The 16,643-nt window shown below is 63.9% G+C and carries 11 protein-coding genes and 1 other RNA gene; 4 read left to right on the forward strand and 8 right to left on the reverse strand.

Going from position 1 to position 16,643, the window contains the following annotated elements; genetic code table 11:
* The first annotated feature begins 111 nt into the window (after positions 1 to 111).
* Positions 112 to 1,473: a magnesium transporter gene (gene mgtE / locus ABQU90_RS07740; RefSeq protein ID WP_055849537.1), complete on the forward strand. Its 1,362-nt coding sequence runs from the start codon at positions 112 to 114 to the stop codon at positions 1,471 to 1,473.
* A gap of 97 nt (positions 1,474 to 1,570) precedes the next feature.
* A complete protein-coding gene (locus ABQU90_RS07745; RefSeq protein ID WP_323521329.1) occupies positions 1,571 to 2,410 on the forward strand; it encodes a carboxylesterase family protein in 840 nt (279 codons plus the stop codon).
* A gap of 166 nt (positions 2,411 to 2,576) precedes the next feature.
* On the opposite strand, the gene cydB is transcribed toward ABQU90_RS07745, so the two are convergent.
* The 8 genes from cydB to ABQU90_RS07785 all read right to left on the reverse strand — a co-directional run bounded on the left by cydB (position 2,577) and on the right by ABQU90_RS07785 (position 13,139).
* Positions 2,577 to 3,593, reverse strand: coding sequence for a cytochrome d ubiquinol oxidase subunit II (gene cydB, locus ABQU90_RS07750; protein WP_115513515.1), 1,017 nt, complete (start codon positions 3,591 to 3,593; stop codon positions 2,577 to 2,579).
* Entirely contained in the window at positions 3,593 to 4,990 is a 1,398-nt protein-coding gene (locus ABQU90_RS07755) for a cytochrome ubiquinol oxidase subunit I (RefSeq protein WP_115528575.1), read from the reverse strand. Before ABQU90_RS07755 ends, cydB begins: the two co-directional genes overlap by 1 nt.
* A gap of 275 nt (positions 4,991 to 5,265) precedes the next feature.
* Positions 5,266 to 5,337: non-coding RNA, sX9 sRNA (locus tag ABQU90_RS07760), on the reverse strand.
* A 151-nt stretch (positions 5,338 to 5,488) separates the two neighbouring features.
* Positions 5,489 to 6,718: a membrane dipeptidase gene (locus ABQU90_RS07765; protein WP_115528576.1), complete on the reverse strand. Its 1,230-nt coding sequence runs from the start codon at positions 6,716 to 6,718 to the stop codon at positions 5,489 to 5,491.
* A gap of 412 nt (positions 6,719 to 7,130) precedes the next feature.
* A complete protein-coding gene (locus ABQU90_RS07770; protein ID WP_323521330.1) occupies positions 7,131 to 8,510 on the reverse strand; it encodes an amino acid permease in 1,380 nt (459 codons plus the stop codon).
* 537 nt (positions 8,511 to 9,047) lie between these two features.
* Entirely contained in the window at positions 9,048 to 10,109 is a 1,062-nt protein-coding gene (locus ABQU90_RS07775) for a pectate lyase family protein (RefSeq protein WP_115513519.1), read from the reverse strand.
* 916 nt (positions 10,110 to 11,025) lie between these two features.
* Positions 11,026 to 11,967, reverse strand: coding sequence for a proline iminopeptidase-family hydrolase (locus ABQU90_RS07780; protein ID WP_323521331.1), 942 nt, complete (start codon positions 11,965 to 11,967; stop codon positions 11,026 to 11,028).
* Positions 11,968 to 12,374: 407 nt separating this feature from the next.
* Positions 12,375 to 13,139: a helix-turn-helix transcriptional regulator gene (locus ABQU90_RS07785; RefSeq protein ID WP_115528581.1), complete on the reverse strand. Its 765-nt coding sequence runs from the start codon at positions 13,137 to 13,139 to the stop codon at positions 12,375 to 12,377.
* 189 nt (positions 13,140 to 13,328) lie between these two features.
* On the opposite strand from ABQU90_RS07785, the gene ABQU90_RS07790 reads away from it, so the two are divergent.
* Positions 13,329 to 14,711, forward strand: coding sequence for an APC family permease (locus ABQU90_RS07790; RefSeq protein WP_323519747.1), 1,383 nt, complete (start codon positions 13,329 to 13,331; stop codon positions 14,709 to 14,711).
* 447 nt (positions 14,712 to 15,158) lie between these two features.
* Entirely contained in the window at positions 15,159 to 16,556 is a 1,398-nt protein-coding gene (locus tag ABQU90_RS07795; RefSeq protein ID WP_323521332.1) for a trypsin-like serine peptidase, read from the forward strand.
* Positions 16,557 to 16,643 lie beyond the last annotated feature (87 nt).

Genomic DNA, 16,643 nt, shown 5'->3' on the forward strand with positions numbered 1-16,643 from the left:
CGGATCGCCACGCCGCTGTATGTTTCGTCACCATGCGCAAGCGATAATGCCGTGCTGATCCAGCACCGCGTCTCCTACTGACGGCGCGTCCACTCTTCCGGGGAGCCGCGCATGGCCGAAGCCGTCCGCCACGACAAGACTGCGCGCCAGCTACGATTGCTGTCCGACGCGCTGGATAGCGGACGCCTGGGACCGGTACGCCGGCTGGTCAACACGCTGGCGCCGGCGGAGATCGGCAACCTGCTCGAATCGCTGCCGCCCGGCAAGCGCGAAGTGGTGTGGGGTCTGGTCGACCCGGAAGACGATGGCGAAGTGCTGCTGCATGTCGGCGACGAAGTGCGCGAAAGCCTGCTGGCCGACATGGATACCGATGAAATCGTCGCCGCGGTCGAAGACCTGGACATCGACGATCTGGCCAATCTGGTCGAAGACCTGCCCGACACCGTCATCGACGAAGTGCTCAAGTCGATGGACCGCGAGAACCGCGAGCGACTGGAGCAGGTGCTGTCTTATCCGGAAGACACCGCCGGCCGCCTGATGAACCCGGACGTGGTGACGGTGCGCGCCGACGTCAATGTCGATGTGGTGCTGCGCTACCTGCGCCTGCGCGGCGAGCTGCCCGATCACACCGATCACCTGTATGTGGTGAGCCGACGCCATCAGTACCTGGGCCGCGTGTCGCTGGCCGCGCTGGTCACGCATGAGGACAGCACGCCGGTCAACCGCTTGATCGACGACGAACAACCGGCGATCGATGTGGGCGATGGCTCCGACGAGGTGGCGCGGCGCTTCTCCGATCACGACTGGATCTCCGCCCCGGTGGTGGACGACAACAACATCCTGCTCGGCCGCATCACCATCGATGACGTGGTGGACATCATCCGCGAGCAGGCCGAGCACCAGGCCATGAGCGCGGCCGGCCTGGACGAAGACGAGGACATGTTCAGCCCTGCGCGGCGTGCATTCCGTCGCCGGCTGATCTGGCTGGGCATCAATCTGTGCACCGCTTTTCTGGCCTCCAGCGTGGTCAGCCGTTTTGAAGGCACCATCGAAAAACTGGTGGCGCTTGCGGCATTGATGCCGATCGTGGCCGGCATGGGCGGCAACGCCGGCACCCAGGTGCTGGCGTTGATGGTGCGCGGCCTGGCGCTGGGGCAGATCGGCTCGTCCAACGTGATGACCCTGCTCAAGAAGGAACTCACGGTCGCGCTGATCAACGGCCTGTTCCTGGGCGTGGGGCTTGGCCTGATCGTGCTGGCCTGGTTCCGTCAGCCGATGCTGTCGCTGGTGATCGGCACCGCACTGACCTTGAACATGCTCACCGCTGCCTTCGGTGGCGTGCTGGTGCCGGTGACGCTCAAACGGTTGGGCTTCGATCCGGCGCTGGCCGGCGGCGTGATCCTGACCACACTGACCGACGTGATGGGCTTTTTGAGCTTCCTGGGCCTGGCCACGTTGATCCTGATGCCGTGAGCGCGTGCGCCTGATCGCGTGCACGCGCAGCCAAGAGTGAAGGATCGCATGACGCGCCCATGCCGATCGCCGCAGCGCGACGTGCCAGCGCAGCTGCATGCGGCGATACTGCAGCTCTGTGATCGATGGGGAGTGCTGCGTGATCGTTCGTTGCGTCTTACTTGCAATTCTTGCGCTGGTGCTCGCCGGTTGCTCCAGCATGGCTGAGCGCCAGCACGACGGGCGGCGCGGCCACTTCGTCGCCCGCACCCTGCAGCTGGAGGGCCGGCTATACCGCTATCAGGTGTTCGTGCCGGCCGCCAAGGCGCCGCAGCCACGGCCGATCGTGTTGTTTCTGCATGGCTCGGGCGAGCGCGGCGACAACGGTCGCGATCAGGCCGAAGTCGGCGTCGGGCCTTACCTGAGCGAACACACCGCTGAATTCCCGGCGCTGGTGGTATTGCCGCAGGTGCCCGACGACGAGGAATGGCTGGGCATCAATGCGCGCATGGCGATCGCTGCGCTGGATGCGGCCAGCGCCGAGTTCGCTGCCGACCCGCAACGCACCTACCTCACCGGCATCTCGATGGGCGGTTATGGGGCGTGGGAAATCGGGCTGATGCAGCCGCAGCGATTCGCCGCGATCGTGCCGGTCTGCGGCGCGCTCAAGGCGCCACGCGACGAGCGCCGCACGCTGTACGTCAGCCTGGTGGCCAAGGAAGCCGACCCGTACACGGCCGCGGTCACACAGCTCAAGCACGTCCCGATCTGGACGTTCCATGGCGCCAAGGACACATCCGTGCCACCGCACGACGACCGCGCGCTGTACCGCGCGGCAAAAGGCGTGGGCGCCAACCTGCGCTACAGCGAATATCCCGAAGGCAACCACAACGTCTGGGACGTGACCTACGCGGACCCGGCGATGTGGGAGTGGATGTTCAAGCAGCGCCTGCGCTGAGCGTGTTGCAGTTGGACGCAGTGGACGCGCGCTCAGGCGCGCGGCGACTGCTGCAGTGAAGGCGAAGGCCGGCGGTGATTCTGCCGGCGCGTTCTCGGGTCTGCAGCTCGCTGCACTTGCCGGTGGATTCAATCTGGCACAGCACCCGAAAACCTGACCGCCGCCATCAATGGTGGTAGCCGGTTTCCGCAGTGATCTTGCCGCGGAACACCCGGTACGACCACACCGTGTAGCCCAGGATCAGCGGCAGCAACATCACCAGACCCACTATCGCGAACAGTTGCGAAGACGGCGGCGCGGCGGCCTGCCAGATGGTGTAGACCGGCGGCACCAGATACGGCCACATGCCCAGCACCAAGCCCAGAAACCCGAGCACGAACAAGCCCATCGCCAGCAGGAACGGCGGTGTATCCGGCCGCCCCGGTTCGGTCGCGCGCCACAGCGCATAGCCCACCACGGCAACCAGCACCGGCACCGGCATCAGCCACAGGTAATGCGCATCGTTGAACCAGCGATCCATCACATGCGATTGCAACGACGGCAGCCACGCGCTGACCAAGCCGATGAAGACCAGCACGCTGAGGGTCAATGGCCGGCTCAGCTGACGCGCCAGCGCTTGCACGTGGCCTTCGGTCTTGAGGATCAACCAGGTGCTGCCGAGCAGCGCATAACCGAATACCAATGCCGCGCCGGTCAGCATCGCAAACGGGCTGAACCAGCCCCAGATCCCGCCGACATAGCGGTCGTTCTCGATCGGCAGGCCTTGCACCAGGGCGCCCAGGATCACGCCCTGCGCGAAGGTGGCAAGAATCGAGCCGGCGGCAAACGCATTGCTCCATAGCCGCCGCGAACGCTGCGCCTTGAACCGGAACTCGAACGCCACACCGCGGAACACCAACGCCATCACCATCAGCAACACCGGCAGATACAACGACGACAGAATCACCGCGTAGGCCTTCGGAAACGCCGCCAGCAGCCCTGCCCCGCCCAGCACCAGCCAGGTTTCGTTGCCGTCCCAGATCGGCGCGGCGGTGTTCATCATCAGGTCCAGCTGTGCTTCGTCCTTGCGAAACGGCGCCAGGATGCCGATGCCGAGTACGAAGCCGTCCAGCACCACGTACATCAGCACCCCGAAGCCGATCACCGCGAACCATGCCACCGGCAACACTGTTGTCATGTCCATCATGCGGCTCCGTCGATCGATGCATCGGCCGCCGACAGCGGCCGTGCGGGGGTGTGTTCGCCATGGTCCAGATGCGGTGCATCGTGCGGGGTCGGCCCGGTCTTGCCGATCTTGACCAGATACCAGATGCCCCAGCCGAACACGAAGGCATAGCCGGCCACGTACACCGCCAACGAGATGGCGGTCATCAGCGCCGACTGCGGTCCCACCGCATCGGCAGTGCGCAGCAGCCCGTAGACCACATACGGCTGCCGGCCCATTTCAGTCACAAACCAGCCGGAGATCAGCGCGATAAAGCCGCTTGGCAGCATCCAGCGCCAGGTCGCCAGCAACCAGCGCCACTGCACCAGCTTGCCGCGCCACAACGCGAATGCCGAGACCCAGGCCACCAGCAACATCAACGAGCCGATCCCCACCATGATGCGGAAGGCGAAGAACACCGGCGTCACCGGCGGGCGGTCGTGCGCCGGCACCGAGGTCAGCGGCGCGATGTTGCCGTCCAGGCTGTGGGTCAGGATCAGGCTGCCCAGGCGCGGAATCGCCAGCTCGTAGTCGTTACGCTCGGCCTGCGCATTCGGCAGGGCGAACACCACCAGCGGGAATCCCTTGCCTGGTTCTTCGGCATGCCAGTGCGCTTCCATCGCCGCGATCTTCATCGGCTGATGCTTGAGCGTATTCAAGCCATGCATGTCGCCGACGAAGATCTGCAGCGGCACGGTGATGGACGCGAACACCACCGCCAGCTTGAGCATGCGCAGGCCGGCCTCGCGGTGCACGCCGCGATGCAGATACCACGCACCCACCGCGCCCACCACAAAACAGGTGGTGATGAACGAGCCCAGCGCCATGTGCGCAAGCCGATACGGAAACGAGGGATTGAAGATGATCTTCAACCAGTCCACCGGATGCACGATGCCCTCGATCACCTCGTAGCCGGCCGGCGTCTGCAACCAGCTGTTGGACGAGAGAATCCAGAATGTGGACAACAGCGTGCCCAGCGCCACCATGCAGGTGGCAAAGAAGTGCAGGCGCTCGGAAATACGTCCCCACCCGAACATCATCACGCCCAGAAAACTGGCTTCGAGGAAGAACGCGGTGAGCACTTCGTAGCTCAGCAACGGCCCGATCACCCCGCCCGCAATGCGGCTCAGTTCCGGCCAGTTGGCACCGAACTGGAAGGCCATCACGATGCCGCTGACCACACCCATGCCGAACGACACGGCAAAGATTTTTTGCCAGAAGAAATACAGCTCGCGCCAGACCGGCAGACGCGTTCGCAACCAGCGCCATTCCAGAAACGCCAGCAGACTGGAAAGCCCGATGGTGAAGGCGGGAAACAAGACGTGGAAGGCGATGACGAATCCGAACTGGATACGCGATAGCAGCAGAGCGTCCACGGAGAGTGCTCCAGGAAAAGGTGGGAAGCGTCGGCGCACACGCTGCAAATCGATCGCCGAGACACACTGCGGTGGTCGATCGCGATGTCTACGCGACACCAACATGGTATGGACGGATGCGCCCGTTCCCGATGCGACATGGCGTCGCATCTGCGGCAGTGTGTCGCAGCTGCCAGGCAAAAACGGCGCACCGGTGCGCATGCGGCAAGGCCCTGATCAGTGCGGCCCGCTCAGACGATGTGCGCACGTCGCATCGCTCGCCGTGCCCTTACAGCGGCGAACAAAACGTAGCGAGCAGTCGTCAGGTGTGGACGGCGCGGAGGAACCGCAGTGTACGAGGGATACATGCCGCACCGAGCACCGGCCGCGCCCGCCTGGCGATGAGCACAGGAGGTTTGTTAGCTTCTCTTAGTCTTCCGCCTCCCTGCCGGCACCGGCACCGCCGAGCCGCTTGACAGCGCATTGGCCTCCCATGCCGCCGCCGCATCACCCAGGCCGCTATGGCCGCACCTGCTCCCAGATGCGCACGAAATTGCCGCTATAGACATCGACGATGCGCTGGATGGGCCAGCCTGCGTCGAGCATCGCCTGGGTGAGCCGGGGCAGATCCGCGCCGCTGCGCATGCCGATCGGCAGGCTGGAGATGCCGCCATCGAAATCGCTACCGAAACTCAGATGCTTCCACGGATCTTCGACGATTCCCATGCCGGCGATCAGCCGGGCAAAGGCTTCGTAGTAGCCAATGACGAAGGCCAGATCGGCATCCATATTCGGCGTGTCGTCGGCCAGATACGCATGCTGCAGAAAGTACGGCGCCAGAATGACGCTGATGCAGCCACCGGTTTGCACGATGGCGCGGATCGCCGCATCGTCGAAGCCGCGCTCGAGATGATGCGATGGCCGCGTTTCGGTGCCCCTGGTAATGCTGCGCGATGCGGCGTGCGAGGCCATGGCCGGCACGTTGCGCTGCACACAGATCTCGCACGCGTCGATCACCCCCTGGCTTGAGGTATGCGAAAGATCCACCAGCAGTCCGACCGCGATGCAGCGCTCCACGACCTGCCGACCGAATTCCGAGAGACCTGCCCCCTCGATCATGCGCCACGGATTGAGCGCGGCATAGCCGGCCTGCGAGATGTCGGTATGGCTGAAATGGTTGAGTGTCAGGTAGGCGGCCCCTTCCTTGGCAGCGGTGCCCAGACGCTCCAGCCGCAACGCCTGGCTGCGACTGCCGCGTGGACCGAGCATATGCGCCCCCTCCAACGACAGGATCGCGCAACACAGACCTTCGGCCCGAATCGCACGCAGCTCGGCGGCGCTGCGTGCCAACCGTAAGCGTCCCCGGCTCGCTTCCACCATCGCCTCGACATAGCGCCGATGATCCACCCAGTTTTTCCAGGGGTCGAAGAACGGCACGGCAACGAGGTTTTCCCAGAGCGCGTGGGCGCTGAAACAGGCACCGCCGTAACCGCCTGCAAGAAAATCGGGGCCACTCACATGGTGCATCAGCGGTTGATTGCGACCTCTCGGCGAGGTCTTGTTCATCAGCCAGAGGATCAACGAGCGTCGATGCGCCTTCCAGTCGCCTTTCCAGAAATCGTAACCGCCCACCCGCGACAGATACAGCGAATCCAGATGCGTGTCGACCGGATAGGCCAGCGCATGCACGGCCTCCAACGTCTGCGCAACAGTCAGGCCTGCAGACTCCTGGGATGACACGGCACTCATGGACGCTCCGGCAATGCCCCTGAAAAACGCACGACTCACAGCGCCCTATGAGCGTTGGATTATAAAAGATGGCATCCGGAAAACTCGCTGAAAGCGCTGGATTCGACTGCCTAAAAGCTAATGGAACCGTTCCGGCAAGTCCACGGGCGCAGCGCTTTTTTGAGAGCGCATCCACAAGGCGACGTGCGTGCTCATTGGCGGTGATGGGTAGCCGACCCTCTGACTGGCGTCATTTGACCGCAGGATGCGCGCGTGTCATGGCATTGCCGTCGGCAACCGCAAGTGCGTGCAGCGACGGGATCGAGCCGGCGGCATGACATTGCCGCCGATACGCGTCTGCAGGTCGCTGAACTGCAGGCGCCGACAGTTTGCCGATGCAAACCGATGCGTCGGCTCTACGCACCCGGCACGATTACGCCGCGGCGCGTACCCGGCGTGCCAGTTCGCTGATCAAGGCGATGCCGGCAGTGAGCCCCACCATCGACAGGAATTGCGCGCGGGTGTCCGCCGAGGACGCCAGTAGCACGAAGATCACCGCCAGGATCGCCAAGGCCAGCAGCGTCAACACCGGATACCCGCGCATACGGAACGGCAAGGCGATACCGGCACGGTCGGCACGCGCACGCAGGATCAACTGCGACAGCAGCGAGATGGTCCACACCAGCAGGCAGGTGGCACCCACGATATTGAGCAGCATCGGCAGCACCTTGCCCGGATACAGCAATTCCAGCACGGCGGCGGCAAAACCGAACAGCACACTGGCGATCACCGCCACCAACGGCACTTGCTGGCGGCTGGTGTTACCCAGCCAACGCGGCGCCTCACCGCGCTGGGCCAGCGAGAAGATCATGCGCGAGGCGCCGTAGAGATTGGCGTTGAGCGCCGACAACAGCGCCACCACCGCCACCAATGTGATGCCGGTGGCCGCGCCGGGAATCCGCGCCACTTCCAGCACGGCGGCGAACGGCGAACTCAGCGCGGCGCTGGTCCACGGCACCACTGCCACGATGACGCTGATCGAACCGATGTAGAACACCAGGATGCGCCAGGCCACGGTGCGGATGGTGCGCGCCAGGCTGCGCCCGGGGTCGGCAGTTTCGGCTGCCGCCACGGCCACGATCTCGGTGCCGCCGAAGGCAAACACCACCACCAGCAACGCGGTACCCACGCCGGCCAGGCCCTTGGGCGCGAAGCCGCCGTGCTGGGTGAAATTGGACAGCCCCGGCGACGCCACACCTGGCAGCAGGCCGGCCAGCAATGCGCAGCCGAGTAACAGGAAGATCACGATGGCGACCACCTTGAGGATGGCGAACCAAAATTCGAACTCGCCGAAATTGCGCACGCCCAGCAAGTTGATCACGGTGAAGGTGGCCATGAAGATCGATGCCAGCAGCGGAACCGGCAATGCCGGCCACACGGTGGCCAACAGGCTCGCCGCGCCCACCGCCTCGGCGGCGATCACCACCACGATCTGCAACCACCATAGCCAGCCCACGGTTGCGCCGGCAGTCGCCCCCATCGCATCGGCCGCGTACACCGAGAAGGCGCCGCTGGCCGGCTTGGCCGCGGCCATCTCGCCGAGTGCGTTCATCACGATGATCACCAGCGCGCCGGCAATCAGATAGGACACCAGCACGGCCGGACCGGCCGCATGGATGCCCACGCCTGAGCCCAGGAACAACCCGGCGCCGATCGCCGTGCCCAGGCCCATCATCATCAATTGCCGCGGTTTCAAGGCATGGCGCAACGCAGGCGCAGCGGTCTCAGCAACAGGATCGGTCGGAAGCGACATGGACGGAATCGCGAAGGTGGTAACGCGACACGATACCGCGTCGTGGCGCCGGCCGCGCCTCTTGACGAAGACGTCCGGGCCAGGCTGAAGCTGCGGCCGCGCCGTCGACAGCGTGCGCTCGCTCCGAAGCGATTGCCCAAGGCCATGCCGGTGCGCGACGCGTTCGCGCGTCATGCTGCAGTGCACACTGGCCGCAGGAGCAACGCCGACGGCGGCATTGGCATTGCCAAGGCGAGGTGACGCGCCGATCGGTCTGAAGACAGGGCTGCAACGTGGTGAAGTTGCCGAGCGTGCGCGCTGATCGAAGGCGGCCTGGCCACACCGTGATCTCGTACCGCGATAACTCGTCTGCGGCGCCATCCACACCAACCGTGTGGCGATGCGCCGTCGTCATCGCCCTTCCCTCCTACCAACGGCATGTCGCTGCGGCGCGCGGCCACCTCAGACACATGCAACAGGCGTGGCCGGCAACCTCGCGACACATAAAAAAATCCCCGGCATTGCCGGGGATCTATGGATGCAACGCTGCGCCGACGCTTACTCGGCCAGATTCTTGCCTGCACCTGCGGTGGCGATCACCTTGGCCTTGACCTGCGCGGCCGGCGTGACGGTGTAGATATAGCCCAGCGATTCCGGGAACACCTTGGAGCTGACCCAGTTGGTGGCATTGGCGTAGGGCTTGCTGCCATCGGGCGTGCCCCAGGTGATGCCGCTGCCGACGTAGTTGTTGATCAGGTCCCAATAGCCGATCTCGCTGCTGTCGCGCGAGGTCACCGGATTCTTGATGTTCTCGAAGTAGTTGGACTCGATCTTGGCCACGCCGCCCATGCGCACGTTGATGCCCGAGGTGGTGACGTTGTTGAAGTAGTTGTTGTAGATATGGCTCAACCCGCGACGCTGCAACGGTACGCGCGACTCGACGTTTTCGAAGCGGTTGTGGTGATAGGTGGTGCGGGCGGCCGAATTCTTGGTATCGCTGTCGCTGTAGCCGTTGAGCGCGACCTTTTGATAGTTGTAGACGTAGTTGTAGGACACGGTGACGTGGTGAACGCCCTTCTTCATGTCGATGCCGCCATCGAACGAGGCATCGCCGGCGCCGGAGCACTTGGTCAACGAGGCAAACACGGTGTTGTGGTCGACCCAGATCTTGGACGGTTCGCCAGTGGAATTGCCTTCCAGCGAAATCGAATCGGCATCTTCGCCGCCTTGCAGCAGGCCGATGGTCATGTTCTGGATGATCACGTTATGCGCGTTGCCGACCACGCGCACACCGAAGTTGGCCGCCGAGCCGTTCGCACCCTTGATGGTGACATCGCTCTTGTTCTTGATCTGCACGGTCTTGGCCGGCAGCTTCCACTGCGCGCACACATCCTTGATGGTGCCGAAGTCGAACTTGCCGGTGTAGTTGAGCACCAGACCACCACTGCCGGAATAACCGTCGATGGCCGCCTGCATCGCTTCGAAGGTGGCCACGTTGACCGGTGTCTTGTTGCCGCCGCCAGTGGTGGCAGCGCCGTAGCCAACCGGGCCGGCAATGGCGCTTGCGGCACACGTGGACAGTGCAAGCGCGAGTGCGCCCTGGAGCATCTTGCTAATCATGCAGCCTCTCCCAAAGAAGTCGATAGGCGATGCGCGACGTCTGCGCGATGGCAACGACGTCGGCAAAGCAGTGCGTGGGGGCCGCATTCTTCGCGCGATTTAGAACATAAAACAATTATCCATCTTTGGAACTTTGACGCACCACGGTGTTCTCTTTGCAGGACATGCAAAAGAGACAGCAAGAGACACGCAGGACAGGACACTGCTGTGCATGCAACGCCACGCGCGATTGGCGGCTAGATGCAGGTATTTGCGATGCGTACGATGCGCGCAGAGCCAGCTACATCGGCGCTGATTGCTGCACGGTTGCGCTGAGACAGCGCGTCGCTTCGATCGGTTGTTGCAATGCAGCGCCACGCAACGCAACGCAGCACAACCTTTACATCGACGATGTGCGTGCGTCATAGACAATCAAGCGTATGCAACACCGCTGCCTCGCCTCCGCGTTGCAGCGATGACATGGCGCACCAGTCCCCCAGGCACGGCACGCTGCGGCGAGTGCTGATGACATGCCGGCGCAAGCCGCGCAGTGTCAGATCAGCCGATGCTCCTGGCGATGACAGGCTGATGCAGCCACAGTGTTAAATGCAGTACGCACGACCGACAGCGCGTGGATTGCGAGCGCTATGACGCCGCAGTGGACGCATAAACCCGCTTGCCGCGCAAGTGCGCGGCAAGCAACGCAGTGAACGACAAGGGTGACCGCATATCACAGACGCACGCAGTCGATGTCTCGTCGAGCGCTGGCGCGATGTTCTCACGCACAGTCCGCATGCCTGATGCAGCGCACCACTGCGACACGCTCGCGCGACAATGCTCGGCTTTGCACGATAGTCGGCGCGCGACAGCGTGACAGCGCCAGTGCTACGCCGCGACGCAGCAGGCAGACAAGCTGCCCACCAGGAGCACCGCGCCTTTACACAACGCGAGCGATCGATCCCGACACATGCGCAAGCTCGCCGCCCGGCCACGGCGTGTGGTCATCGAGAAAGTCGCCGACCAGACGCATGCAGGCAGCGCGTTCTTCCACGTGCGGCATGTGGCTGGAGTTGGCGAACACATGCCAGCGTGCATCCGGAATCAGACGCGCGTACGGCTCGACGGTTTCCGGCGTGGCCTCGTCGTACTTGCCGGACAGCACCAGCGTGGGCGCCATGATGCGGTGCAGGCGCTCGATGATGCTCCAGTTGCGCAGACTGCCCACCACGTGGAATTCGGTTGGGCCATTCATGGCGTGATACACGGTCGGGTCGGCATCGATGGCGGCGAAAGTGCGCGCCACCTCGTCTGGCCACGGCACCAGGCGGCACACATGCTGCGCGTAGAACACCTGACTGGCCGCCCGGTATTCCGGGTGATCCAGCGTGCCGGCGACTTCGTGTTGGTCCAACGCGGCCTGTACCTGCTCGGGCAGGCCAGCGCGCAGACGCAGCGCTGCCGCGCGCCACAAGCCCATCGACGCCGGCGAATTGGCGATCACCAACGCACGCAACCCGCTGGGCCGGCGCACCGCGTGCTCGGCGGCCAACATCCCGCCCCACGACTGCCCCAGCAGGGCGTATTGCGAGAGGCCCAAGTGGTCGATCAGCGTCTGCAACTCGTCCAGAAACAGCCCGACCGTCCAGAACGCGGAATCCGCGTTGGGCAGATGGGTGGAGCGGCCATTACCGAGCTGGTCGTAATGAATCACCGCACGGCCATTGCCGGCCAGGTCCTTGAAGCTGTCGACATAGTCGTGCGTGCAACCGGGCCCACCATGCACCACCACCAGCGGGCAGGCATCGCTGCGCAGGTCGCCGCTGATGCGGTACCAGGTGCGATAGCCGCGGAATTGGACATACCCCTCGGTGGACTGCATGACCTGCGCCTGCTCGGCTAATGATGAGCGCCGAGCCTAGCGGGCAGCTACGTCTGGGTTAACTGGCAAATCTCACAGGTTTGCAGCGGTTTCGAGGCCATCGCGTTGGTGGACTGCGCGTTAGAAAGGCTGCGGACAAACGCCTACGAAGTACCGACGATTGCGCAGACCAATCGCAAATTCGATGTTCAAGGTCGACGACTATCGACCATATCGCTGCAACTGCTGCGATGCGCAGCGTGGCCAGGTCTTCAGCATCACGCACGGCAACGCAGGCGCGTGCCTTGCTATCACGCTCAGGCGTCGTACCCAGCCTGCGCAACGCGGCGCCGGTCATTGAGAACGTCGATCGCCGCGCATCGATGCGTCGCGTGCAGTCAATGCCACAAGCAGCCACCGCAACGTACTTAAGGCTCCAGCAGCCGATAGTGCATGCCACGCACCACCGCCTCGACACGATTGCGTGCCCCCAGTTTGCGCGCGGCCGAATTCAGATGCAGGTTGACCGTGGCGGTGGAACGATTGAGAGCGGCGGCGATGCTCTTTGCGGTTAGCCCCTTGGCCGAATACTGCAGGCATTCGCGCTCGCGCCTGGTCAGCGCGATGTGGTGGCAACGACGCTCCTGCGGATCCAACAGCTCCTGCGCACGCGCCTGAAACGCATGCGCAAGCAGCAAGAACGGAGCAAGCTGCGCTTCGGCCAGGCGCGGCGCTTCGGCAGCACTCGCGTCGACCGCGCCACTGAACGTGGCAAACGCGCCGCCGGGCAGATGCAGCGGCACGGTGACACCGGTAGCCATGCCGCTGTCGCACAGATAGCGCGTCACCTGGCGGTGCTGGGCGCCGACGTATTCCACTCCGGGCCGGTCGCCATCGGTGCGGTACGACCACACGAAGGGCGTGGTGCGTCGCGTGGCACGCTGCTGAACGGGGTCATGTTGGTAGTAACCGTGCTCGCACCAGACATGCTGCATATCGCCTGGGGCATTGCGCTGCATGAACACGGTCGGGGTGATCAGCGCGCCTTCCATGCTCAGCGGCACTGGCGCGTAGTCGTATACCAGCGACTGGAAGCCCAACGCGCACACGTCGCCGAACACCCGATCCAGACAGGCATTGAGCGTACGCAGTGCCTGCAGATCGCGGCCCAGGCTGGCCAGAGTGTCGAACATGGGGGTCCTTCGGAGCCGTTGACGCCATTGCTGGATGACATCCAGCACGGAAAACCTAGCACTTTTACCAATGGATGGGCTTGCCGGCCACATTATCGTCACAATGCCGGTCACACAGCTGCAGTGCAGCATCGGCGTCCTGGACCGCGCGCCTGCGCTGAACCTGCCTTCCTTACAGCGGATATCTGCATGACCGATACACCACGCCGCGACGATGCGGCAGAGCTGGAACGTTTTGGCTACACGCAGGAGCTCAAGCGCCAGCTCACGCTGAAGGATCTGCTGATCTACGGCCTGGTGTTTATGGTGCCGACCGCGCCGTTCTCGATCTTCGGCGGGGTGTTCGACATCAGTGCGGGGATGGTGCCGCTGGTGTATCTGGTCGGCTTCGTGGCGATGCTGTTCACCGCCTTGAGCTATCAACAGATGTCGCAGGCATTTCCGGTGGCCGGCTCGGTGTACGCGTACGTTGGCCGTGGACTAAGCAGCGGCATGGGCTTCCTCGCCGGTTGGGCGATCCTGCTCGACTATCTGCTGGTGCCCACCCTGCTCTACGTCGTTGGTGCCAATGCCATGCATAACGTGTTGCCGGGGGTACCGCAGCCGGCATGGATCGCGTTCTTCGTGGTGCTCAATACCGTGGTCAATCTGCGCGGGATCGAAACGACGGCGCGCGCGAATCGATTTTTTCTGTTCGCGCAGTTGGTGGTGCTGGCGGTGTTCGTGGTGCTGGCGACGCTGGCGATCCAGCGCGGCGTCAACGGCGCGCAGTGGACGCTGCGCCCGTTCTACAACCCGCAGGCGTTTTCGCCGCAACTGATCTTCAGTGCGCTGTCGGTGGCGGTGGTGTCGTTTCTGGGTTTCGATGCGATCTCCACATTGTCGGAAGAAACCCGTGGCGGCAACCGCGTGGTGGGCCGCGCCACCTTGCTGGCCTTGGTGCTGGTGGCGGGCCTGTTTGTGCTGCAGACCTGGCTGGCCGCGTTGCTGCAACCGACGCTGCAGCGTTACCCAAGCGCGCAAGCCTCCAACGATGCGTTCTTCGACATCGGCCGGCTGATTGCCGGGCCGTGGTTGCAGATCGTCATTGCGTTGACGGTGGCAATCAGTGCGGCAATTGCCAATTCGCTGGTGGCGCAAGCGGCAACCTCACGGCTGTTGTTCGCCATGGCGCGCGACCGCCAGTTGCCGGCGTTTCTGCGCTACATCCATCCACGCACCGGCGTGCCGCAGCGCGCCATCCTGCTGGTGGCAGCGTTGAGCATGGTACTGGGCGAAGTGTTCGTCGGCCAGATCGCGCTGCTGTCGTCGCTGTGCAACGTCGGTGCGCTGACCGCATTCGTACTGTTGCATCTCGCCGTGCTCTGGCACTTTCGCAACCAGGGCCGGATCGTGTTGCATGGCGTGGTGCCGCTGATCGGCATCGTGATCCTGGCCTATGTGTTGATCAACGCCGACCGGCATGCGCAGCTCGGCGGCAGCGCATGGATGGTGGTGGGGTTGTGCGTGTTGGCGTTCTTGAAAGTCAGTGGTCGCTCGACCGAGTTCCGCGCCAGCGACGCAGTGCAATAGCACTTCGCGCGCGGCGTTGAGCGCATGCATCTCTGCCTGCCACTGTGCACTGCGTGCACGCTGCAGTGCGCGCGTCTGCTGCTGCCCCATCAATACGCGCTCGAACGCTGCACACCGCGATGCATTAGCCGTACGCGCATCTTTCGTCGACCTCCTGAGTCGCGCAGCCAGTCTCGCTAACGTGCTGTTCCAACAGTGCTGTGCACGCATGCTTGCACGTGCGCATAAGTACACGCGCGCGCGACGCTCCCATGTCCATCGCACATACGACGCAACGCATCGATGTGTGCAAAAGCGATTGTATTTTTCTTGATCGCCCGTCTCTGAACGAGATTTTCAGCACATATTCAGCTGTAAACATTCGCTAGTCTCGTTCGGCGCCAACGATGGCGCCGAAGGGTGTGGCCCCCGCCGCAGCCTGCCGATCCCTGACGAGAAGGACTACCCATGAATCGCAAGAATGCGTTGTACCTCGCGCTGCTCTCTGCTGTGTCCGGCGTTGCGCTGGCTGCGCCGCCCACCGAGATGGATGCCGCACCGGTGAGTAGCGCGCCGCAGGCGACCAAGCTCGGCGCGGCGACGTTGCAGTCGGCCAGCCTGCGCGGCGGCATCATGCCCACGCGCGTGGCGCAACTGGCTGCACCGAGCAGCAAGGAACTCGGCGCCGTGCGTGAGCGCCGCATTGCGCAGGTCAAGCATGGGCAGCCGCTGCAGATCGGCTTTACGCGCGCGGTGGCGCAGCCGTTGGTCAACCTGACCAAGCTCGATTGGCAGATGGCCGGCGACGGTTCGCGCGTTGCGACCTTGAAGCTGGGCTCCGCGCAGGCGGCATCGTTGCGTGCGGCGTTGCTGCTGCGTGGCGCCGGCGCAAAACCGGGCGACCCGTCCAGGGTGACGCTGCGTTTTGCCGGCGACGACGGCCGCGTGTTCGAACAATCCGGTGCCAGCTTCGTCGGCACCGGCGATGCCATCGGCTGGTCGCCGACCGTGAGCGGCGAAAACCTGCTGGTCGAGCTGTCGCTGCCGGCAGGCCTGTACCCGGAGAACTTCAGCCTCAGCATTCCGCAGCTGTCGCATCTGGATATCAGCCCCACCGCCAGCCCGCGCGACATGATGACCATTGCCATCGGCGAAAGCGATTCCTGCCAGAACGACATCGTATGCCGCGCCAATCCCACCGCCGGCTTTACCAGCGCCGCGAAGGCGGTGGCGCGCATGCTGTACACCACCAGCCAGGGCTCGTTCTTGTGCACTGGCACCCTGCTCAACAACACCAACACGCCCAAGCGCAATCTGTTCTGGACTGCGGCGCACTGCATCAGCACGCAGACGGTGGCCAACAGCCTGCAGACGTACTGGTTCTACGATGCGGCCAGCTGCAATGGCAACACCGCCAGTTCGCAGGCGACCACGCTCACCGGCGGCGCGTTCCTGCGCCATGCCAATACCACGCGCGACACCGCGCTGCTGGAACTGAAGACCGCACCGCCGAGCGGCGCGTTCTATGCCGCATGGAACAGCGCGGCGATCGGTGCCACCAGTACTTCGATCGTGGGCATCCATCACCCCGCGGGTGACGTCAAAAAGTACTCGCTGGGCACGGTCAATGGGCTCAACACCTCCATCGACGGCAAGACGCCGCTGTACCGCGTGGTCTGGAACGACGGCGTGACCGAAGGCGGCTCGTCCGGCTCGGGGCTGTTCACCATTGCCAGTGGCGGTGCGTATCAGCTGCGCGGCGGCCTGTATGGCGGGTATTCGTACTGCACCGCGCAGACCGATCCGGATTACTACTCGCGCTTCTCCGACGTGTATTCGTCGATCTCCACGTTCTTCGGGCAGTAAGCGTCAAAGCGTTTTAGAGCAACGCGTGGCAGGCGGTAGATCGCCTGCCACGCGTTTGCGTGCCACGTGGTGGGGCGTGTCGATCTA

It is taken from the genome of Xanthomonas sp. WHRI 10207 (assembly GCF_040202975.1).
Lineage (GTDB): Bacteria > Pseudomonadota > Gammaproteobacteria > Xanthomonadales > Xanthomonadaceae > Xanthomonas.